This window comes from Haladaptatus sp. CMAA 1909, from assembly GCF_043952005.1.
In the GTDB taxonomy this organism is placed as follows: Archaea; Halobacteriota; Halobacteria; order Halobacteriales; family Haladaptataceae; genus Haladaptatus.
This window is the reverse complement of the sequence record NZ_JBIOAV010000002.1, coordinates 222,215-242,712: the sequence shown is the minus strand read 5'-3', so window position 1 is coordinate 242,712 and position 20,498 is coordinate 222,215. Positions and strand designations below refer to the sequence as shown.

At 52.4% G+C, this 20,498-nt stretch carries 20 protein-coding genes, 1 tRNA gene and 4 pseudogenes; 10 read left to right on the top strand and 15 right to left on the bottom strand.

What is annotated here, in order from left to right; all coding sequences use genetic code 11:
- Positions 1-284: 284 nt before the first annotated feature.
- Positions 285-893 (bottom strand): DMT family transporter, encoded by a 609-nt coding sequence (locus ACGYLY_RS19285; protein WP_395284900.1) that lies wholly within the window; start codon positions 891-893, stop codon positions 285-287.
- Here ACGYLY_RS19285 and ACGYLY_RS19280 point away from each other — a divergent pair.
- Positions 858-1,217, top strand: a pseudogene (locus ACGYLY_RS19280) (SDR family oxidoreductase); the annotation flags it as partial. The gene ACGYLY_RS19285 and the pseudogene ACGYLY_RS19280 overlap by 36 nt on opposite strands.
- A 158-nt stretch (positions 1,218-1,375) precedes the next feature.
- On the opposite strand, the gene ACGYLY_RS19275 reads toward ACGYLY_RS19280, so the two are convergent.
- A complete protein-coding gene (locus ACGYLY_RS19275) occupies positions 1,376-2,320 on the bottom strand; it encodes a ring-cleaving dioxygenase (protein WP_395284901.1) in 945 nt (314 codons plus the stop codon).
- A gap of 191 nt (positions 2,321-2,511) precedes the next feature.
- Here ACGYLY_RS19275 and ACGYLY_RS19270 point away from each other — a divergent pair, with 191 nt between their 5' ends.
- The gene (locus ACGYLY_RS19270; protein ID WP_395284902.1) at positions 2,512-3,180 is read left to right on the top strand and encodes a CDGSH iron-sulfur domain-containing protein; all 669 of its coding nucleotides are present in this window, start codon (positions 2,512-2,514) and stop codon (positions 3,178-3,180) included.
- A gap of 50 nt (positions 3,181-3,230) precedes the next feature.
- On the top strand, positions 3,231-3,572 hold the full coding sequence (locus ACGYLY_RS19265; RefSeq protein WP_395284903.1) for a DsrE family protein: 342 nt from the start codon (positions 3,231-3,233) through the stop codon (positions 3,570-3,572).
- A 57-nt stretch (positions 3,573-3,629) separates the two neighbouring features.
- On the opposite strand, the pseudogene ACGYLY_RS19260 reads toward ACGYLY_RS19265, so the two are convergent.
- Positions 3,630-3,833 (bottom strand): annotated as a pseudogene (locus ACGYLY_RS19260) (dihydrofolate reductase); the annotation flags it as partial.
- 543 nt (positions 3,834-4,376) lie between these two features.
- On the opposite strand from ACGYLY_RS19260, the gene ACGYLY_RS19255 reads away from it, so the two are divergent.
- Complete coding sequence (locus ACGYLY_RS19255; RefSeq protein ID WP_395284904.1) at positions 4,377-5,426, top strand: hypothetical protein; 1,050 nt, start codon at positions 4,377-4,379, stop codon at positions 5,424-5,426.
- 439 nt (positions 5,427-5,865) lie between these two features.
- Positions 5,866-7,068, top strand: coding sequence for an iron-containing alcohol dehydrogenase family protein (locus ACGYLY_RS19250; protein WP_395284905.1), 1,203 nt, complete (start codon positions 5,866-5,868; stop codon positions 7,066-7,068).
- A gap of 121 nt (positions 7,069-7,189) precedes the next feature.
- On the opposite strand, the gene ACGYLY_RS19245 is transcribed toward ACGYLY_RS19250, so the two are convergent.
- The 3 genes from ACGYLY_RS19245 to ACGYLY_RS19235 all read right to left on the bottom strand — a co-directional run bounded on the left by ACGYLY_RS19245 (position 7,190) and on the right by ACGYLY_RS19235 (position 9,261).
- A complete protein-coding gene (locus ACGYLY_RS19245) occupies positions 7,190-7,828 on the bottom strand; it encodes an alpha/beta hydrolase (protein WP_395284906.1) in 639 nt (212 codons plus the stop codon).
- Between the two features lies 1 nt (position 7,829).
- Positions 7,830-8,777, bottom strand: a complete 948-nt coding sequence (locus tag ACGYLY_RS19240) for a ring-cleaving dioxygenase (RefSeq protein ID WP_395284907.1) — start codon at positions 8,775-8,777, stop codon at positions 7,830-7,832.
- A 61-nt stretch (positions 8,778-8,838) separates the two neighbouring features.
- Positions 8,839-9,261, bottom strand: a complete 423-nt coding sequence (locus tag ACGYLY_RS19235) for a DoxX family protein (protein WP_395284908.1) — start codon at positions 9,259-9,261, stop codon at positions 8,839-8,841.
- A gap of 248 nt (positions 9,262-9,509) precedes the next feature.
- Between ACGYLY_RS19235 and ACGYLY_RS19230 the strand changes: the two genes are divergently transcribed.
- The gene (locus ACGYLY_RS19230) at positions 9,510-9,848 is read left to right on the top strand and encodes a winged helix-turn-helix transcriptional regulator (RefSeq protein ID WP_395284909.1); all 339 of its coding nucleotides are present in this window, start codon (positions 9,510-9,512) and stop codon (positions 9,846-9,848) included.
- Positions 9,849-10,060: 212 nt separating this feature from the next.
- Here the strand turns inward: ACGYLY_RS19230 and spt4 are convergent, their stop codons facing one another.
- Together spt4 and ACGYLY_RS19220 are read right to left on the bottom strand one after the other, a co-directional pair.
- Positions 10,061-10,258, bottom strand: coding sequence for a transcription elongation factor subunit Spt4 (gene spt4 / locus ACGYLY_RS19225; RefSeq protein ID WP_395284910.1), 198 nt, complete (start codon positions 10,256-10,258; stop codon positions 10,061-10,063).
- Positions 10,258-11,238, bottom strand: a pseudogene (locus ACGYLY_RS19220) (transcription initiation factor IIB family protein); the annotation flags it as partial. The pseudogene ACGYLY_RS19220 and the gene spt4, both read right to left, overlap by 1 nt.
- A 254-nt stretch (positions 11,239-11,492) precedes the next feature.
- Here ACGYLY_RS19220 and ACGYLY_RS19215 point away from each other — a divergent pair.
- On the top strand, positions 11,493-12,215 hold the full coding sequence (locus tag ACGYLY_RS19215) for a helix-turn-helix domain-containing protein (protein ID WP_395284911.1): 723 nt from the start codon (positions 11,493-11,495) through the stop codon (positions 12,213-12,215).
- A gap of 106 nt (positions 12,216-12,321) precedes the next feature.
- Here ACGYLY_RS19215 and ACGYLY_RS19210 read toward each other — a convergent pair whose 3' ends face one another.
- Positions 12,322-13,341: an NAD(P)/FAD-dependent oxidoreductase gene (locus tag ACGYLY_RS19210; RefSeq protein ID WP_395284912.1), complete on the bottom strand. Its 1,020-nt coding sequence runs from the start codon at positions 13,339-13,341 to the stop codon at positions 12,322-12,324.
- Between the two features lie 487 nt (positions 13,342-13,828).
- Here ACGYLY_RS19210 and ACGYLY_RS19205 point away from each other — a divergent pair, with 487 nt between their 5' ends.
- Positions 13,829-14,158 carry a HalOD1 output domain-containing protein gene (locus tag ACGYLY_RS19205; RefSeq protein WP_395284913.1) on the top strand — a complete coding sequence of 110 codons (330 nt, stop codon included), beginning with the start codon at positions 13,829-13,831 and terminating at the stop codon, positions 14,156-14,158.
- Positions 14,159-14,221: 63 nt separating this feature from the next.
- On the opposite strand, the gene ACGYLY_RS19200 is transcribed toward ACGYLY_RS19205, so the two are convergent.
- Positions 14,222-14,539 carry a hypothetical protein gene (locus ACGYLY_RS19200; RefSeq protein WP_395284914.1) on the bottom strand — a complete coding sequence of 106 codons (318 nt, stop codon included), beginning with the start codon at positions 14,537-14,539 and terminating at the stop codon, positions 14,222-14,224.
- A 1,032-nt stretch (positions 14,540-15,571) separates the two neighbouring features.
- Between ACGYLY_RS19200 and ACGYLY_RS19195 the strand changes: the two genes are divergently transcribed.
- Together ACGYLY_RS19195 and ACGYLY_RS19190 are read left to right on the top strand one after the other, a co-directional pair.
- Positions 15,572-15,835 (top strand): HalOD1 output domain-containing protein, encoded by a 264-nt coding sequence (locus ACGYLY_RS19195; RefSeq protein WP_395284915.1) that lies wholly within the window; start codon positions 15,572-15,574, stop codon positions 15,833-15,835.
- A gap of 656 nt (positions 15,836-16,491) precedes the next feature.
- Positions 16,492-16,635 carry a hypothetical protein gene (locus ACGYLY_RS19190; protein ID WP_395291265.1) on the top strand — a complete coding sequence of 48 codons (144 nt, stop codon included), beginning with the start codon at positions 16,492-16,494 and terminating at the stop codon, positions 16,633-16,635.
- Positions 16,636-17,254: 619 nt separating this feature from the next.
- Here ACGYLY_RS19190 and ACGYLY_RS19185 read toward each other — a convergent pair.
- From ACGYLY_RS19185 to ACGYLY_RS19165, 5 genes and pseudogenes are all read right to left on the bottom strand, one after another.
- Positions 17,255-17,437: a hypothetical protein gene (locus tag ACGYLY_RS19185; protein ID WP_395284916.1), complete on the bottom strand. Its 183-nt coding sequence runs from the start codon at positions 17,435-17,437 to the stop codon at positions 17,255-17,257.
- Between the two features lie 510 nt (positions 17,438-17,947).
- Positions 17,948-18,208 (bottom strand): helix-turn-helix transcriptional regulator, encoded by a 261-nt coding sequence (locus ACGYLY_RS19180; protein ID WP_395284917.1) that lies wholly within the window; start codon positions 18,206-18,208, stop codon positions 17,948-17,950.
- A 125-nt stretch (positions 18,209-18,333) separates the two neighbouring features.
- A tRNA-Leu gene (locus tag ACGYLY_RS19175) sits at positions 18,334-18,418 on the bottom strand.
- A gap of 548 nt (positions 18,419-18,966) precedes the next feature.
- The gene (locus ACGYLY_RS19170; RefSeq protein WP_395284918.1) at positions 18,967-19,248 is read right to left on the bottom strand and encodes a hypothetical protein; all 282 of its coding nucleotides are present in this window, start codon (positions 19,246-19,248) and stop codon (positions 18,967-18,969) included.
- A 509-nt stretch (positions 19,249-19,757) separates the two neighbouring features.
- Positions 19,758-20,439 (bottom strand): annotated as a pseudogene (locus tag ACGYLY_RS19165) (IS6 family transposase).
- Between the last annotated feature and the right edge of the window lie 59 nt (positions 20,440-20,498).

The window sequence follows — 20,498 nt, the reverse complement described above, 5'->3', positions numbered from 1 at the left end:
TCAGTCATGTCTCTGTCACCCAGTTCAACACCCGAGATCGACATTGAGCAAGCTGGCAATATCCAAATACTTGGTATTGATGAGCAAGATACAGATGCAGTCTTTGAGACACTCTCGTCTGCGATGGCTCGCAACCTTCTCGTGACGATCAACGAGGAGCCAGGAACGCCATCGGAACTCGCTGAGCGCTAGAGACATCGATTCAAGGAGAACGGAAAAATGGAACCACCATTCGCTCATAAATACGTTTAGTAGCTGTGAATAGGGACCGCTTCAGAGAGATGTTATTTGCTCATCGAACTTGTGGTTGAATCTGTCGTGCGGAATCGGGTTACCACTCGGCGCATTGTATCCCGACTAACGAGTGTAAACCCTGCAGCGACACCGAGGAATCCAACAATAGTCGTCGTATCAATTGTCTGGTTCAAAAGTAGCACCGATACGACTGTTGCTGCAACCGGTTCCAGATACGCCACAAGTGTTGTTTCTGTCGCTCCAACTTGACGTACCAACCGAAAGTAGAGGAGATAGCCACCCGCACCAGCGATTAGTGTAATATACAGCAACGAGGCGAGCGCGATTGGGGAGAGAGACTGAACGTTTGGAATCGATTCACCGCGAAGAATACCGCCGCAGAATAGGAGTGCTGCTCCAACGAGCATCGCCCATCCTTGAAGGACTTCAGCCGGCAGTTCTGCACTGTCATCGAATAACTGGAATGTTACAGAGCCAACTGCGAACAACGTCGTTCCGAGAAAGACCAGTCCAACGCCGAGTGCTGTCGACGAAAGAGATGCGGTGCCAACTGTTGGTTGTGAGAGAATCACGACACCACCAAGACCGAGACAAAACCCGATACCGTCTTTCTGGCCTCGAAGCACGCTGTCCCCCATTTGCGCGATTCCAACGGGAATCTCGTAAGCGTGAGTGCCCGTTCCTCGTTAGAAGGCGGTGAGGGAGATGGGCCGTATCGAGCAGCGAAGGCCGGCGTCCGCCTTCTGACCGAAACAATAGCGGAGGAAAATCGTGGAAGCGTGCGTGCCAACGCAATCATGCCCAGTATCATTAATACACCCGAAAATCGGGAAATGCTGCTGGATGCAAACCACGACGACTGGCCAACACCGAGCGAAATTGCTAACATGATCTTGTTTCTTTGCAGTGATGCTGCGAGTGTCACCAGCGGTGCTGCTGTCCCTGTGTATGGTAATGTTTGAATTTCGTCGTCGTTGTCGTTGATCGCGTGTCTCAAATCCTCATCACGCCGACTGGTGAGGATATCATCGGGCTATTCAAACACGCACACCGGTTCACGAATCCGATCAGCAGCAACATTTGATTCCTCATTGCGACACCACAGAAGCTCGGCGTGCCCTCAGTTCGTCTCGGAAACAGGGGACAAATCGAGTGGCTGGAATTGACTCTCGATCATTTCACGGTCCTCCTCAAGCCATGGTGGGAGAAACAGCGACTGGCCGAGGGTGTCGAGATCGACATCAGCGGTAAGCCCTGGCTGGTCCGTTGCGAGCTCGAATAGGATCCCACCAGGTTCGCGGACATACAGCGAGTGGAAGAAGTGACGGTCCTTTACCCGTGACACGTCGTATCCACGCTCCCGAAAGAGGTCGTGCCACTTGTAGAGTTGATCCTCGTTAGGGACACGCATAGCGACGTGATGTATGGACCCTGCGCCCTCACGGCCGAACGCAGCGTCCCGATCAAGAAGGTCAACGACCGTTGCACGGTCACCCGATGCACGATATCGGACTCGGTCTCCCTCTTGGTCGACAAGCTCGAACCCGAGTGTATCAAGAACGCTTGCGGTGACAAAGACGTTCGCCGAGAGCAGTGTTACACCGTAAATGCCTCGAATGGCGTGGTGTGATGGGACTGGGCCATCCCCCCATGGCTCAACGGACGACTCGCCGGTGACTAGTTCCAAGTGTGTCCCGTCCGGGTCTGAAAATCGAAGGACTGTTTCGTTGAATCGCTCGGCGGGTTCCTCGACGGGGATATCGTGAGCCGTGAGTCTGTCGTGCCAGTAGGATATCGAATCCGGTGGGACCACCAGCGCAGCGGTGCTAATTTGTGGCTTTCCAATCCGCCCGTCGTCTTCAGCCGGATAGGGAAAGAACGTTAATGCAGTGCCGGGTGATCCGGTTTCGTCACCATAGAACAGATGGCGCGTGAACTTCTCATTGAAATTCACCGTTTGCTTGATAAAGCGAAGACCAAGCACGTCTCTGTAGAAGGTGAGATTGTCTCGTGCGTTACGAACGATGCCTGTGATATGATGAATTCCGGGCGTATCTGTGAGCATGGATGATGAGTAGTTCGTGTGCCGTCGTAAAACGAATTAGTTCCGAGGTAATAGAAGGCTTAGTTGAGTCCGACGGTCCTAGACTGTGCCTCGGCGAGTGATCTCCTCAGACATCTAATTCGGTGTGATCGACACCAAGATTGACATCGACTCCAATACTACAGATAGACAGAATCGACGGGAGGCTCAACATGGAGGAAGATATCCACTACTATTCCGGGGAAACGGTCGAGGTGAGCTACGACGTGAATCGGTGCATTCACGCCAGAGAGTGTGTTCGTGGGCTTCCAGATGTGTTCGACCCTGATAAACGACCGTGGATTGACCCCGGGAATGCTGAGGTTGACGACCTCTCAGATGTCATTATGGAGTGTCCAACTGGCGCGTTACACTTCGAGCGAACAGATGACGGGCCCGACGAACCGGTACCAGATAAGAACATCGTCGCCGTCGTTCCTAACGGGCCGCTCTATCTCCGCGGTGATATCGAGATTGAGACTCCAGACAACACGACGTTGCTCGAGGACACACGTGTTGCGCTGTGCCGGTGTGGTGCGTCGGAAAACAAACCACTCTGTGATAACAGTCACGTCGATGTGAATTTCGAGGCAGATGGAACCAGGGTGGACGTCGAGTCGGTTACCCAAGCCGAAGACGCTAACGGAAAGCTAACAATCATTCCGATCCCGGATGGGCCTGTCCAAGTACAGGGTCAATTCGAGATGCGGTATGCAGACGATACGGCCACGGTTCGAGATTCATCTACTGCTCTCTGTCGGTGTGGAGAATCGGCCAATAAACCATTCTGTGATGGAACTCACAGCAAGATTGGGTTTTCGAGCGATGATCAGTCTCCGTAGGCAGTTTTCTGATAGAAAATTTTTACTTAGTAGTTTCTCATCGATAGATTGTGAAAACCGTTTTCCACGTTAGCGACGGAGCAGACGCAATCCAGGACGCAGCGATCCGATATGCAGGCGGGATCTTTGAGGACCATTCCGTCGATATCGACGCTGTTGCGGTGGTTGCGAACGCATCGGGAATCGAACTCGTCCAGACGAATTCGACTTATGCCGATGAGATTAGTACACTCTCGGAAGAGGACGTTCAATTCATTGCATGTGAGAAATCGATGGAGGCAGCTGGGCTGACGCCCGACGATATTCTTGATGCTGTCGACACCGCCCCCACCTCAGTTGGAGTACTTACTAGGTTACAAGAGGAGAAGTATCGATACATCAAGGTCCCGTAATCTTCGAACGCGATTTTCCCACGGTTCGGAATGGGTCAGTGATGCCTTCAGGGCGTATCACGCTCCCGGATTCCGAACCCACTCTAGTACGAACTCGTCGTATTCAGTTTCGGCATCAAGTGACCATTTGTCCGGGTTCCACTCTGGATAGAATGCATCCCCCTCGTATTCGCCAGGGATTCGACTCAGAATCATTCGGTCGAGATACGGTTGGAAGAGATGGTAAATTCCAGCTCCGCCGATAACATAGGCCACCTCTGCGTCGTGGAAGCTTGCGCTTCCGGAGTGGTTGGAGGATGAACGAAACGAGATCGAATCTCGACTTCCGTCGTTCGACAACCCATCCATCGGTATTGACTCCGAAAATTAGAATCCCCCTCGGAACCACTTCTCGAGCGTACAGCTGTTATATTCATCTTCTGCTCGAACAACGGTCGCACGCCATGCGTGGACACCACTGGATTACGATGTTTGTGACAACAAACATTACATCGACCTCATTGACCGAGTTCTGGTAAGCCCCTTTCTAATCAAGTGTTCTCTCTACAATAGCGATACTATGATCCACGAGTGCCTATGCCTTCTCGCAAAGTACAGCATGGGTCACCCCGTGAATATCGAATTATGATCAGTGGATGTGAGCAGACCATCCACGAGAGAGCATGTGGACATGGAATAGTGGTTGAGTGCCGAAACTCTTTGGCGTACTGGAGACCTGAAAACAAGTAGATGGCATGCATGTTATCAGGTTCGGCAACTGTCCGTCTTACATTTTAATGAGCCGAAGTCATAGTGTGCTCGACGATGCTATACGACAATGTCGCCGATCTCGATCTCCAGATCGATGAGTATGACCTCGAACAACACGAGCGAGACACGTCTAGCGGGTTCGTTTGGGCGACAACTGTCGTCTCGTTGCACGGCGATGGTGAGACCGGGCGGGGTGAAGACGTTACGTACGACAACGATGCCCATGACACACTGCACGAGTCTTCCGAGGAATTCCCTCTCGCGGGGGAATACACGCTCGATGAGTTCTCGACACAACTTTCCGAAATCGATTTCTTCCTCGGAAACGATCCAAACCAATCGATTTTCCAAAATTATCGTCAGTGGGCATTTGAAAGTGCAGCGCTGGACCTCGCACTGAAACAGGCCGACACTAATCTCGCTACCCAACTCGACCACGAATATAATCCAGTTCGATTCGTCGTGAGTACGCGACTCGACGACCCACCAACTGGTGACCGTATCATCGATTGGCTCGACCGGAACCCCGAGCTAGAGTTCAAACTTGATCCCACATCTGACTGGACCGACGACGTCGTCGATCGGTTGGCCGCAACTGATGCCGTTCTGACGCTCGATCTGAAAGGCCAGTACCACGGGACGACTGTTGATCAACCGGCTGACCCCGCCCTCTATGAACGGGTCGTCAAGGGCTTCCCGGACGCGCTCATCGAAGATCCAGAACTGAACGATGAAACACGGCCGCTGTTCGAGGGACAGGAAGGACGCGTGACGTGGGACTATCCGATCCGCAGCGTGGAGACAGTTGAGGAACTGCCGTGGGATCCTGAATGGCTCAACATCAAACCGTCTCGGTTTGGATCAGTGCAGTCGCTGTTCGATACGATCGACTACTGTCAAGATCACGAGATCCAGATGTTTGGAGGGGGGCAGTTCGAACTCGATATCGGCCGAGAGCACATTCATGCGGTTGCATCGCTGTTCTACCCAGATGCACCGAACGACGTCGCTCCGAAAGCGTACAACGACCTAGACCCAAGTGGTAATCTCCCGTCGAGTCCGCTAGCGACACCCACGAATGCTCAGGGCCTCTCCTGGAAGTAGTAAGTGTCAGGGGCCAACCCGAGCAACGAATACGGAGTGAGTTGGAAAATACTGGCTGAGCGCCAGTGTCTGGGAGGCTGCGTTTAACGGCCAAGGATGTCTCTCGCCTGCGTGGGCGTTTGGTTGGACGAACCGTTCGGCAACCGTATAGTACGCTTGTCGTTCATCGAACTACTGATCATTTGAGGCTTGGCGATATTCCAAATACGGACAGCTCATGTGAGAGCGTCCTCACGAGAACACAAAACAGTTTGCTGGCATCGGTGATATGTGATATCACGGACGCCACGTCGTAGCATTTGTGCCCGTAGAACCCATACGTTGTTAGAATCGTAGTATCGCATACTATGGCATTAACACACACTAATGAGAGTTGGCCGACTATGATATTAGGTATACAACAGTACAACGCTGCGACTCTCGAACAGGAGAACCTCTAATGAAGGGTCAAAAGCGGTTCCGCTTCGAGTACACTCCGAGTGTGCTCAGATATGGGACCGGCTGTGTCGACAATCTCGCAGCAGAACTCGATACCCAGGGGTCCAACCGGGCACTCGTCGTGTGTGGATCCACGGTCGGATCCACACCCAAAGTAATCAATCCAGTGAGGGACGGTCTGGGAGAGAAGCTGGCGGGCGTGTTCGCCGAGACAACACCGGAAAAGCGACTCGAAACCGCATACGATGGTCTCGAAGCTATGGAGGCCCACGACGCTGATGTTCTCGTTAGCCTCGGCGGTGGGAGCAGTCTCGACATCGCGAAGGTTATCAGCGTCCTCGCTGCTGATGACCGCGAACCCCAAGATGTCGGCCGAGAACTCGCCGAGACCGGGACGATTTCTATCCCGTCAGATCCGTTACCACCAATCATCGCAATCCCGACAACTCTAGCGGGTGCAGATTTGTCTATCGGGGCCGGTGTGACTGCCGCATCGACGTCCGGGCTCGTAGACTCGTCGACGAGGGGAGGGATTTTTGATCCCCAACTGATGCCGAAATCCGTCTTCTACGACCCGGAGATGTTCGCTACGACGCCCAAACGGATTCTCGCGGCGTCCGCGATGAACGGATTCGATAAGGGACTTGAGACAGTGTACGCTCGGAACGCGACGCCGATAACGGACGCAACAGCCATCCGAGGACTCCGACTGCTCGATAAGGGCCTCCGCCAACTCGGTAACCAGACCGTGACCGAAGAAGTCCTCGAACCGGTCGTGGAAGGGACTCTCTTGGTTCAGTACGGCATTTCGAGACCTGAAGAATCAACACTCTCGATCATCCACGCGTTCGGACACGGGCTGACTCGCACCTACGATGTCCAGCAGGGGACCGCACACGGTATCGTCGCCCCACATATACTCGAATATCTCTTCGAAAACGTCGATGGCCGGCGAGAGTTACTTGCTGAGGCGTTCGCTGTCGATGACCGTCCTGATACAGCAGCTGCGATCGTCGAGTCCGTAGAGCAGGTTCGTGATGCACTCGGGCTCCCTGCGCAACTTAGGGATATCGACGGTTCTGACCCGGCTGAATTCCCCGAGGTGGCAGAAGCGATTCGTACCGATCCCATCATAGCGAACGTGCCACGTGGACTAGATCCGACGACGGAGGAGATCGAGGGTGTGTTGGAGGCCGCGTACTGATGTGAGTCAGGAGTGCAGACAAAGCGTAGCCATTCGTCTAGTGCGTTGGGTCCAAGGAAACTACTGGACGGGGGACAGAAACCCGGAGACATGACAACTCGTTCTGAAGAAAGCGGTCGTCCTACTCGACGAGTTCCGCAACCATCGTAGAGACGTGGTCGACTTCGTCTTGGTTGATGCCATGGCTCATCCCCTCATGGAGGCGCTTGGTCACGTCACCATGTAGCTGTTCGAAGATGCTCGCCGATTCGTGAACCCGTTCTCGGGGAATGTGCGGATCGACGTCGCTGCAGCCGAGGAATACTGGCGTTTCTTCGAGGTCACCGTCGTAGTCATCAGGACCAACAGTTTCGCCGATGAGCCCACCGCTCAACACGGCAAGTCCACCGTAGCGTGTTGGGTTACGAGCGACGAACTCGCTGGCGAGACACGCACCCTGAGAGAATCCGAGCACCATGACGCGGTTCGTCTGGATACCCGCCTCGTTGGCTTTGCTCACGGCATCGTCGATGGCCTGTAAGCCAGAACTCCGACCGGGTTCGTTCGACTCGACGGGGGCGGTGAACGCGTTCGGATACCATGTGTTTCGAGCGGCCTGTGGCGCGAAATACGCGACCCCATGCTGGTGGAACTCATCGGCCATCTGAACGATGCTCTGTGCGGTCGCACCGCGTCCGTGAACAAGAACGAGCGCGGCTTCAGCGACATCGAGAGGTGCCCCGGCCGTCACGAGGGGTTGGTCTTGGTGTGGTCCATTCATCTTAGTCCGCTCCCGTCGTAATGGCGGTTTCAATCTCGGGAAGCCGTTCTTTGAGCATCGTCCTATCACTCTCTAACCACGGCGGCAACTTTAGCTCCGTCCCCAGCTCCGAGACGGACTCGTCGCGAGTGAAGCCCGGTCCCTCGGTCGCGATCTCGAACAGAATGCCACCCGGTTCTCGGAAGTAGATCGACTTGAAATACTGGCGATCCTTCTGGGGCGTCACCCGGAGCCCGATTTCCGAGAGTGGCTCGCGCCATTCCTCTTGGGTCTGCGTATCGGGCGTCCAAAACGCGACGTGGTGAACGGTGCCGACGCCAGGTTGGCCTTGTGGAGCATCCGGCCGATCGAGAACGTCGATGACCGATGCGCGAGAACCGGCTGTCTCGTATCGCGTCCGGTCTCCATCTTGTGTTGTGGATTCGTATCCTAACGTTTCAAGCACTGTGCTCGTCTGCTCAGGGTTGAGAGAATCCAGTGTTACACTGTGGAGCCCACGGATAGCCTTGTCTGTAGGAATCGGCCCATCGGCCCACGGTTCGATGTTACTCGTGCCAGTCACGAGTTCCAACGGCTGCCCGTCGTGATCGAGGAACGGAATGACAGTTTCGTCGAACCGAGTATGTGGCGCATTGACGTCGATTTCCTTCGATTCGAGCCGGTCGATCCAATAGTCGACAGAGCCTTCAGGAATAACGAACGCGGTCGCGCTCGTTTGCCCACGGCCAACGCGGCCCTGCCGAGTACCTTCGAACGGGAAGAACGTCAGCACGGTGCCTGGGGTACCGACTTCATCACCGTAGTAGAGGTGATACGTGTATTTGTCATCGAAGTTGACGGTTCGCTTGATGAGGCGCAGTCCGAGGACTTCGGTGTAGAAGTCCACGTTCCGCTGTGGATTACTCGAGATGGACGTTACGTGGTGCAGTCCGGATGTTTTGATAGTCATGTATTGGTTGAGTGTTTGTGTTCGAAAATCTATTCTCGAAGGGTGAGTGTTCCAAGAACAATTAGAGCCCGAGACCGACACCCACCGCGTACGCCCAGGAGTCACTGCTGAGGGCGAGGAAGACCAGCGCCGCGCCGAGGAGCTCGACGTTCTTGATGAAGTTGGTCATCTCGGCCTGCTGCTGGTCTTCAGGCACGGCCCAGAAGTTGTGCATCATCGGCGTCGTGATGAGGAGGAAGACAGCGACCGCCCCGGCGGCAATCGCAGGGAACACTCCGAGTACGATACCGAGTCCACCGAGGATGAGCATGCCGCCGGAAAGCAGAACGCTCGCTCGAGCTGCGGGAACGCCCTTCGATTGGGCATACCCGCTCATCGCGTCAGCGTTCTGGAAGTGGTTGAGTCCCTGGAACGCAAGCAGGCCGCCGAAGAGAACCCGCGCGACGAGAAACCCGATCGCGCCGGGACCAACATCGATAGCCATTATCGGCTCACCCCCTGCGTCTGTATATGGTTAGTGTGTGGTGCAAGCAGTTGTGTTATTGTAGCTGGTATCACGACGTTAGTTAGTACGTTCTAGAACTCACTTATGGCTTATCTGACACTAGTGATATTAGGTGGAGTCGGTGTTAGCCGGTAACGGCGGTGTCACTTCAGGTTTCATAACGATACTAGGTTCGGAAGCGAACCTATTAGGGTATCGACCACATATGCATGACCAAGCGCAGATCAATGGACCAAGCAAACAGACTGTCAGAAGCTGAAGAACAGTACGACAAGGGAGCATGCTCAGTGATCGATTCACTGGACCAAATCGGCTCTCAATGGCGGCTCATTGTCCTCCATGACCTCCAAGATGGTGAGAAACGCTTTAACGAGCTTAAACGCTCGACTGAGGCAAGTTCACGAACCCTCTCTCGTGTCCTCGACTATCTCCAGGAAACCGAGTTCGTCACACGCCGGGTTGAAGAAGACGCACCGATCGCCACGTACTACACACTTACCGAAAAGGGACAATCGCTTTGCCCTGTCTTCGATGAAATCGAAGCTTGGTCGGATGAATGGCTATAGTTATTCTGAACTACTTGGGTTAGCGTGACTGAGGCTATGGACGGCGCGTGATCGCTCCTTTCGAAGCGCTCGATGACCGCAATACTGGCAGCGGACACCGTTCTCGCTCGGTACAACATATCTGTGACAGCGTATACAGGAGTACTTGATTGAATTCATGTATTGCTAGTGAGTGTACGTTCGATATATTATAGCTGGTCAGCAGCGGTAGGTTACCGAACCTTGAGCGCGTATCGACCAGAATCGAAGATGTTCGATGAGTGGGCGAGTTCACTCTGTTCCGGGTGTGCAATTGTCACATATCCCTCCCAGTCTTCTGTAAGTCTGGACGAACCGCACACTCGGCACTGTTGGATCGCCGCGTCAAAGACGATGTGACAGTCTCGGCACGCGAGTGGTTTTGTCGTCATCAGTTCGGTGTGACACCTCTGGACTTCTGGTCTGCGGTCTCCAACAGCTCTTGGTAGCGATTTCGAATCGTGACTTCGCTCACATCCGTTACCTCGGAGATCTCGCTCTGCGTTATCTTTTCATTGGTGAGCACTCCAGCAGCGTAAAGTGCAGCTCCAGCGAGACCGATCGGACTTTTTCCACTATGGACGTTCGCCAATTTCGCCGTCTGGAGAAGTTCGTGAGCGCGTGCCTCGAGTTCGTCGCTGACGTCGAGTGTGGAGGCATATTTCGCAATGTAATCTTCCGGGTCTGGCGGTTGGATTTCGAGACCAAGTTGCTGACCAAGATACCGGTAGGCACGCTTGAACTCCATTTTGTCGACCCGACTCACAGTGGCAACCTCATCGATCGACCGGGGAAGGGCTGCCTGGCGCACGGCTGCATAGATCGCGGCAGTCGCGACACCCTCGATAGAACGTCCAGGGAGGAGATCCTCCTTTAGTGCGCGACGATAGATCACGCTCGCCGTTTCACGAGTAGTCTTCGGCACGCCAAGGGCAGATCCCATCCGTTCGATTTCGCCGAGCGCTTGCTTCAGATTGCGTTCTTTGGAGTTGCGCGTCCGGAAGCGTTCGTCCCATGTCCGCAAACGCTGCATCTTCTGACGCTGGCACGATGAGAGCGATTTGCCGTGGGTATCACGGTTCTGCCACCCAATCTTGGTTGACAGTCCCTTATCGTGCATTAGCTTCGTTGTTGGTGCCCCAACGCGTGCCTTCTGATCGCGTTCTTCGCTATTGAATGCCCGCCAGTCTGGACCGTGGTCGATTTCAGCCTCGTCAACAACAAGACCACATTCCCCACAAACGGTCTCACCGTGAGCGGTATCATGAGTAAGCGATCCGCCACACTCCGGACAGACGCGTTGCTTCTCGGTCGATGTTGTTGCTTCCTCACGTTCCCGTTCGTTCTCGGTCGATACGGTCGGTTTGGTGGTGAATTGCGTAGTCGTGCTGGTATCCGTTGGACAGGGTGTTGGGTGACCGGGAGGATGGCCCGAGTCACTTTCCTGTACTCAGTACTACGAGTGCCACGAATATCAGCCTTTAGTTGGTATGAGCCAAAATTTCTATCCCATCAGATTAGACACTATGAATTACACCCGTATGAATGGGCTACGTCGTGTATTTCTACCAGAATTCCATCTCTCGAATCCGAAGTTTATTACTTTGGTATGAGCCAATACAGGCTATGCGCGAGTTCATATTCACGATTGAGTACGATTCGGGGGTCGACCCGATTACGGATGTGTTCATCGACTATCCATCGACTATGGCAGCCTCCATGGCCTGCTGTGTGACCACCCGGAGCATGTGGCGAGTTGACCGGATCACGGGCTCGGAAAACGCATTAGATGAATTAGATACAGTGTATCTCGATCCGCAACACTGCAATGAGTGTCTCGGGACGGAGAACTGCCATACGCCTAGTGAATATTCGGTGTTAGACCGAGAGGCTAGACAGCGGACGATCTATACATACCGCCCTGAAATCGAAAACTGTCATTCAATTCCCTATCGCGCAGCACAACAGCTCGGTGATGGACTGCTCTTCCAGACGATACGTTACGGATCCCAGTACGAGTGGCGCGTCCTCATGCGTGATGAGGCCGCAGTCGGCGAACTTTATGATACAATCCAACAGAATCTCCATGACGGCGTTCGAATCGAACTCAACCAGCTCGGAACGCCCGGTTACTGGAGTGAAGAGGCGGTCACCATTGCAGATCTGCCACACGAACAACGAGAGGCACTTACGGCTGCCGTCGAGCACGGCTACTACGAAACACCGAGAGAGACGTCGGTCGCCGAAATTGCTGACGGTGTTGGTGTCCCGCGTTCAACACTACAGTACCGATTGCAACGGGCCGAAGCATGGCTCGCATCGCGTTTCGTGGATGCATCGTACTCGTGATTATCCTAATTGTTAGAAGACAACTCAGTCGTGTCGAGGATAGAAACAGTAGCGTATACACGAAATTACGTTGCCGGGTTAGCGACCCAAAGGTCTGGGTGCGGGATCAGTCATACGTGTGAAAATCAACTGCCTGTTTGAGAAGTTCGTCCGGGATACCTGGTACTTCTTCAGACTGTACAGGGCCCGCTTCTTGGATGGCTTCCGGATCTCTCGGAAAGTCGCGGAGTTTGAAGTGAAGCGAGATTCCAGCTTGTGCACCCTCACCGAGGGCGATTGGGACTTGATTATGTCCAGGAGTCAGATCACCAACAGCGTACACTTCTTCGACTGATGTCTGACCATGCTCATCGACAGCGACAGTACCATCGTCAGTGATGTCACAGCCGAGTTCACGTGCTAGCCCATTATTGTAGTCAGCGCCGTACATTGCGAAGCCGCCTTTGTACTCGCGGATAGTTCCATCTTCGAACTCTAAGGCTTTGAGCCAACCATTCTCACCATTTTGAATGCCTGTGATATCCCCGTGGATTACGTCGATAGGATGGTTTGCTAGCATCTCAGCGGTTTCCTCGCTCCACTCGGGAACGTCGCCACGGGTGAGTAGATCGACTTCGTCGGTAAAGTTGAGCATGATTGCTGCGACGTGTGCAGCACTCTCTGAATACCCTATCACATACACCGACTGGTCTATAAACATATGTGCATCGCAGTGCAGACAGTAGTGGAGGCCGCGGCCGGTTCGTGGCAGTGGTGGCTCTGGGCGGATATCATTGAATCCGGTCGCGAGTACAACGTATTCAGCTAAATAATCAGTCTCACTACCGCAGAGCTGGATCAAACCGTTTTCATCACTGCTACAGGATGAGATTGTGTCCCGAAACAAGTCACAGCCGTATTCATCCAATTGCTCTTCTCCGATTCCGAGATATTCGTGACCGCTGGTCTCTTCCGTAACACCGAGCACATTGTGGACATCTTGCATCATCGCAGCACGTCCACCACCTCGATTGACGAGTGCCGTGAGATGGCCAAGCCGAGTAAGGTAGAGAGCAGCAGTCATTCCAGTTGGTCCACCGCCTACGACAACAACCTCATACTCCTTGCTGGCTGGTTGATCTGGCATGATTAGTCACGATTGTCTCTACGCATTCAAGAGTTATTGGGCGTTTGCCGAGTTACGATTGTTCCGATGATAGTCGATAATTGCGTAATCGAGACAGGCTATCGACTACCACTATCAATGATACAGCGTGGATAGTACCGATCTGTTTGGCCACTGTAAGCGTCTCTAGCCTACAGAGTGTTCTATGACGATCCGTCTAATCGAACTTACACGGAGGCAGAGCTCCACATTACGTCCTTCACTCCCAATAGATTTCAGAAGCATGTAATGATCGCGGAAATGGAGAGAGTTGACAACAAATCACAATTAGACATCTAGTTTCCAGCCACAATTTTATATAAACAGCATGCTAACAGATGACATAGCGGAAAAGACACACTGTGTATCTGTTTCTAAGCAACAGAACCAACCCGACCAGACGCCGATTGACTGGTTCACATGCCGTGAATAGGGTACATTCTACAGTCAAATCTTCTCGCCCTATGTCATGACCGAGCGCACACCACCGTCCGACGATAAGGACGAGCAGGGCGATACAATTGTCTACCAGACAGAGTTCGATCCGACAATGAATAGCGTCAGTGAAATAGTAATCAGAGTGGTTACGACACTCAACAACGCCGAACCCACTGACCTCCCACTCCTCTCGGAGGTTGTTGATCCCGAAGCGCTCAATGCACTCTTCGGACCAAAAGCTAGTGGACTCCAGCGTCATACTAATGCAGCTCTCCGATTTGAGTACGATGCATATTCGGTAAGAGTCGACAGCACTGGGCAGATCACGGTGTATCAATCTGACTCAGAAATTGACGACTAATCGGGCGTGAAAGCAAAAGTGACTGCGCTCACTTCCATTGTCGATACTCAGACAAGCGATTACTTAGTTTCCAGACTCGCACGAGTCAATAATTTCGAGGAGGTGTTCGAGGTGTTTTTCATCCCGATAGCGAATGGTCTCACTGCGCTCATCATAGTCAATGACCTCATGCTCGGCGAGTTTCGGCAAGTGCTGGTGGACAAGCGTGATCCGTGCTTGTTTAGGGTTCGTGACCGTCTCGACTGTTTCGTGGACGTAGTCAACCAATTCGGAGAGCTCGGCTGTTGGCGTCTTTCTGGCACTGAAATGCTGGATGACAGCCCGTCGGGTGGGTTTTGTGAGCAATTTGCTGGCGGTACTGAGCGAGAGCTCTGGCGTCAATGGGTCGTCGGAATTCGGTGGTACACACATGGGTAGGGGGTCCGTTTGTGGAGCGCGCGTGGTTGCTGCAACATGACACTCCGGGAGGGCGTAGACGAAATCAACAAATAATCCGGAGGAGATCTATGCTATTTGTTCACAGAGAAAGCGGTAGCATAATACTTAGTTGTTATGATATTATTGGTGATGGATCAAATCAACGATTGTTCAATCTCACGAGACATAGACAGACAGTTCGCTAGAATGTATTGTACCAATCGCCAGCCAAACCGGAAATGGAAACGCCTGGGTTAGTATATTATACAGACCCATACTAGCGCCTGTAGCGCCAGAAAACGAATGAGAGAGGGCCGAACACGTTTGCGGAAGTCAGTGAGAGTCAACGAGGAAGTCTATCCCCCCATATCAAGGCGCGGTGGATACAAATCGTCCATTGCAAGCATTTTGCATCTGGAGCAGTGAGACGCTGCCAGCACGGGTTCAGACTAACTCGCGATCCAGCCACCATCATCGTCCCCCCGCAGACAATGCGGACAGTGGATCTAGCGCCATCGCCCTGATGGCGCTAACGGGACGTATTCTTGTGAAGTGGGCAAATTAGACCAACAGAGTGTTTTCCGAGAACCAGTAGCACCACTGTTACTGGAAGTGAGCCAATAGGATTGTCTGTAAGAGCAAGAGTGATTATGGAAGGAGAAGGCGTCTCCCAGTAGTATTTGGTGGATTTACTCCGGAAATGTGGTGTGGTAATCGTGGACTATCAAGCTGGCAAAAGTCACTGTCTGTGATGGTGAATTTCACTTGAAAAACGGGGTGTGTAACGTCAGGATGAGCGCTGTTTCTGTCGACCGACTGTCCAGAAGGTGCGAGAAGTTGTGAGGTGGATTGGCTAGTGGGCTGGTGGTAGATGGGAACGAGGGCGGTTTTCGGGGAAGGAGGGTATTCAGTACGTTGAGAGTGTGTAATAATTGCGCGATATGTTATCAAATGGCTCCCTAAAACCTATTAGCACACCCTCCCTGAGCAGAGTGTATGGAAAGCGCCTCATCGTCGCAGCAAACGCCATCAATACGAACGGCACATCCAAATACTGAGTCAATCACTGCTGCTGTGGTGACGGCAGTAACTGAAGCGAATGAGGCGGAACCTGCGACACCTCTCTATGCAGCGATTGATCCTGATGCCCTCGAAGCGCTCTATCAGCATGGCTCACCCGAAGTGAGCTTTGAGTATATTGGATATCAGGTTACGATTCATTCTGATCGCACCGTTTCAGTTGTGGACCTGGATTCGTAGAGCGCTACTGGCGTCAGACAATCACAAAAACTGGTAGTAACCTCGTTCTATCCGATACAGTAGTGACCGAGAAGAGTGTTCTCAGTTCGGGATTAAGATAGTATGCTAACCTGTAGTTCGACTTGAGCACTGAGAAGACAGAATCTAGCGCACTACCTTGCTTCCTGTCCTATTACGTTCTTTGCACGGATGAGTAAAAGAGAAGTTCAAGGAGTTAATTGTCGTTAGTACAAAATACTAACTAGAGCGTATTCTATGAAGCAATGGTGATGAAATGGCTCTCATGGAAAGCAGCATCCCGCGAAAATCTTCCTCGTATCTACTGCTTGTCGCGAGAACTACTTAAACAGAATTTGATCAGTGAGTATCGCTCTCTTCGACGTGGAGTGACCCACCGCACTTGCTACAGCAGTACTGCTTTGAGTTACGAACCGTTTTCGAGCGTCAGTAGCGGGGAGTTCGACCGCCGCAGTCCTCGCACACCGGCCACCACTTGGGTGCAGTAAAGCGCTCGTATGCTGGGTTATGTCGAGGCGATCCGTCCAGCGGGTGACGTGGCTCCATGATCCGCGTCGCCGAACTCGTGATCCTGCCAGGCGTGGATTAGTTCTCCACAGAGTAGTTTTATTTGTCCGGCGTCTAATTATACGTATAAGATGCCCGCCCAAGAGCACACACCCTGGACCCCAGAAGAAATCGCCGCGATTACCGGCGGGGACCCAGAGGGTATCCGTATCGGCATGGGTGGGTTCAAGATGGTTGACGCAGATGGTGATGCCGATTGCGACGACAGCGAATGAATGGATTCAGTCTCTTCTGATTCAATGGAGAAAATATCCCATCGATTTCATCGATGGATTTCATCATAACGAATTCCAGCACTTCTATCAAGATATGTGCAATTGGTTCGGTTTCAACTAGTTCTCGTTATCACAAGCATCAGACAATGTATCGATGAGAATCTTCTTTTTATACTTGTCATCTTGTGTGGAAGTTTGGAAGACTACCCCCCACGGGTATACTTTAACCAAATATGCGCTGTCTGAGCGGTTTCTATACTACTCTCTAACCCCGGGGGAGCGATACATCACCGAGAGAGTCTAGTACTGGCTGATGGATACTTGCGAATAATAGCCACAACGGCTATTCACATCTCGATCTATCTGCCTTTGTCGGGGACCTGCATCATCTCATACCCGACCGTGGAGGGAGATGGCACGAGCAATCACGAGATGCCTTCCTTCCACGTTCTATAATAGACGAGCGATTCCTTGCGGTGTTGTTTGATAGGGTTTGGCGCCTGAGATGAACTAACGTCAGAATTGATATAAATAAAGCCGATCTTGGTTTCTTGATCTAAGTGTAGTGGAGCGGTCGGCTTGGGCAAATGACAGCAGTAGCTACGATATACTCACTTTGTTAGGCCTTGTTCACCCGTTGCTGTGTTTTAGTTCCACATTCGACACATTCTGCGATATGATATGGTTGTCGTGAAGACCCATTCCCATCATCTTCACCTTCCTCAATTATTTCAATAGAGACCGTGTGCATAGTTTCATTGCCACAGACTGTACACGCCTCAATGTGGGCTTCGTCATCCATACGAGACCTTTGTTCACCAAGATAGTTAATTATGCGAAAACTCCACCGTGTAGCGTTTGAATTAGCGCTCTTGTGAATGCAGTGTGGGCTAATCCGACTCCCTCCAAACGCGCACTTCAAGCAAGATGAACAATCAAGATAGTCGCAGTTTTCTGGCTTGGCACCGTAATTGACTGCCGACAGGCCTCTTGTAGCGCTTCGTGGTGAGTTCATCGTTGCTGGAGGGGTAGCCCTAGTTCAGTTTGTGGGAATTTTAGCTCATTTTAACCGCGCCACAAAGCATTTAACAATCCATGTTGAATGATAACATGTAGCGAGGGTGCTTTGACATCACCGGATTTGGCGCCATCACCCTGATCCACCCCCTCGCTCCACTCCACTTCCTTCGAGGCGATCAATTTCAAAAGAGTCAATTGTGTTAATCGGGATAATTTGGAGTTCGACAATGAGAAATGGGGTCTAGCCTAGTTGATTGCGTAGAACTGTTACTTTCACGTCGGATATCCGTCCTTACTCGAAGGAAAGAGAATAACAGCGTTTTCGCGCATCAGCAAAAAAGAAACGTGAGTCGACAAGATCGTGATCTTCGAGTCGCGTGAGCGCATAGCGAACTGTCCGGGGTGAGAGTAAGGTTTTATCGGTGAGCTCACCCTGTGTAAGTCCATCGTCATTATATTCGAGCACCTTGACAACCAATTTCGCACTTGGTGGAAGCTCGGTTAGCGCGTCAGTCGGTGGGGTTGTTTCTGGATCATCTGTGTCGTCTGGCATTTGTGCACCCTGTTGCATTGGGCGTCACAAGTGACTAGTAACTCAAGACACCGTTGATATGGCAGAGGCGTCTGTCAAGGTGACCTGGGCTCCCAGGGATATCTCGGGTTAAGTGTGAAGATGGATGCGAGGGATGGGATTCGAACCCATGGACGTCTACACGAGCGGGTCTTAAGCCCACCGCCGTTGGCCTAGCTTGGCAACCCTCGCTCGTCAAGTGATTATTTCGGTTTGAATAAATGAGTTACTACTTGTGGGAGAGCGCTAAGCAATGGCGATGTGCAGAGGGTAGTCAATGAAATTCTTGTGTCGAGTGAGAGTGCGAAAGAGCTTGAATGAGAACGTCGGTTAGCCGATGAGACCTTGATCGATTAGTACCGTAGAAATTACTGTTGGAGTTTGGTTTTGAGAGACTGGTCAGAATGTCTTTTTCCGGTGAGTTCATCGATTGGGTTGGCTCGAGGAAACTCGGCCACTACACCTGACGAAGTGAAGTTAGAGACACGATCTCTCGACAGGGTAGCTGTAAACGCAGTTCACAGCGGCTACCCAACTATCATCCAATCCGCAACATCACGAATTCCGGCCCACACGGGGGCATGATCCCGCTGTCATGCCTTTGAGGTCCATCTTACGGGCCGGGATTCCCATCCGAGAGAATGCAAATGGCACTACCGACGGTGAATACGAATTCTGGTTAGCAGATCTGGTGGATTGAACTGTCTATACTACTGTTATTGGCGTGAGGAAGTTCGAAGTCACTCGTTGTCTTGTAGCGCAGCTGCAATCGCTTCGAGCTCTGCCTTTCGGAACGCGTTTGACGTTTGGTCTGGGTTATCGTCGTCCAGTTCGCCGATTTTCCAGAGGATTCCAGCCCGCATCTGGGGTTTGGATGGGAGATTGTTTGTGTCGATATCGTAGTTGACAGCCGCACAAATTGCTGCAAGGGCTTCTTTGGTGAAAGACGTCGATTCAATCCGTTCGTGTCTCCCGACAGCCTGTCGAATTTCGTTGCGGAGTTCGTTGACGGTTTTTGACATAGATTCAGTGGAGGTGGGAGTTGTCATGTCGGTTCTGGTTTCTCGTATAATAGGATTATTCAGCAAGCAGACCGAAACTCGTGATGGCCGATGTAAGAAACCGTCGCCGTGATCTGTCGGTCATGAAAAGAGGGGTATCGACTGGCTGTGTCAGCAGTCCTCTTGGGAATCCTCTTCGGTGGATGAGTTGATGGAATCAGAATATCCAGAGTCATCGCTTCCCGAGCTTTCGCTCTCGTCCAATTCAGTGTCATCCGAGGAATCACCGCTCAACTCGTCATCATCGGGGTCGTCTGTCGTGTATCGCTTCTAAGTGAGGTTTAAGTTACTGCTTGTTGGCAGAGAGCGAAGAAAAAGACCGAACTATGACAGGGAGGGAAACGAGCAGGGCTAGAAACCCACAACCTGCTACAAAGACAAGCATCGCATCGCCTAAGCCGTGTGCCGCCCAGTAGTCGTAGGCAAGCAAACCGAATGCGAGCGTGATGAAAAGAAACGAAGGGCACTGTCTAGTTTAGCTCCTCTTCGACAGGCGTTCGGTTGTTGAGCGATTGATGCGGTCGCTGATGGTTATAGTAATGCACAAACTGTTCAAGCCACCGCTGGACGCTCGGCCGACTGCCCACCCACGACGTATGGAAGCGGTCGATCCGCTGCTTGAGCGTGTGAAACCACTTTTCGATCAGGTTTCGCTCGGTGTCGTCGAGCCGACCGCTCAACCCGATCCGAAAGAGGGCAGTCCGATATCCATAGCCATCAACGAGAAACACGGCGTCCGAGAGATCGTGTTTCTCGGCCAATCCAGACAGAAACGCAGCCGCTTGATCAGTGCCATGCTGATCAAATACATCGATACCGAGCAGCAGTTTTGTTTCAGTGTCTATTGCAGCGTACACCCAAGACCATTCGCCACTGATTTTGACAGCGGTTTCGTCGACCGCGACCCGCCGTCGGCAGCGCCGACGGCGGGTCGGAAACGCTGTCAGATACCCGATGAACCCATTGAAAAATCGCTTGATGCGAACGTTTTACGCCGAGGAGCGCAAGAATCGATTTTGTTTCCCTGAGCGAACAACCGGTCGCGTGAAGCCGGACGGCGAACGCCCTAACGGGCGTCGCCGTCCGCTCACGCTCCCAACATTCAAGCGTAGCCGTCTCTAAACTCTTTTTGAGCAGGTTTGAGAGTAGCATGAATCACTAACTCTTCAACCTGCTCGTCCTTATCTAGACAGTGCCAAACGAAGTGATCC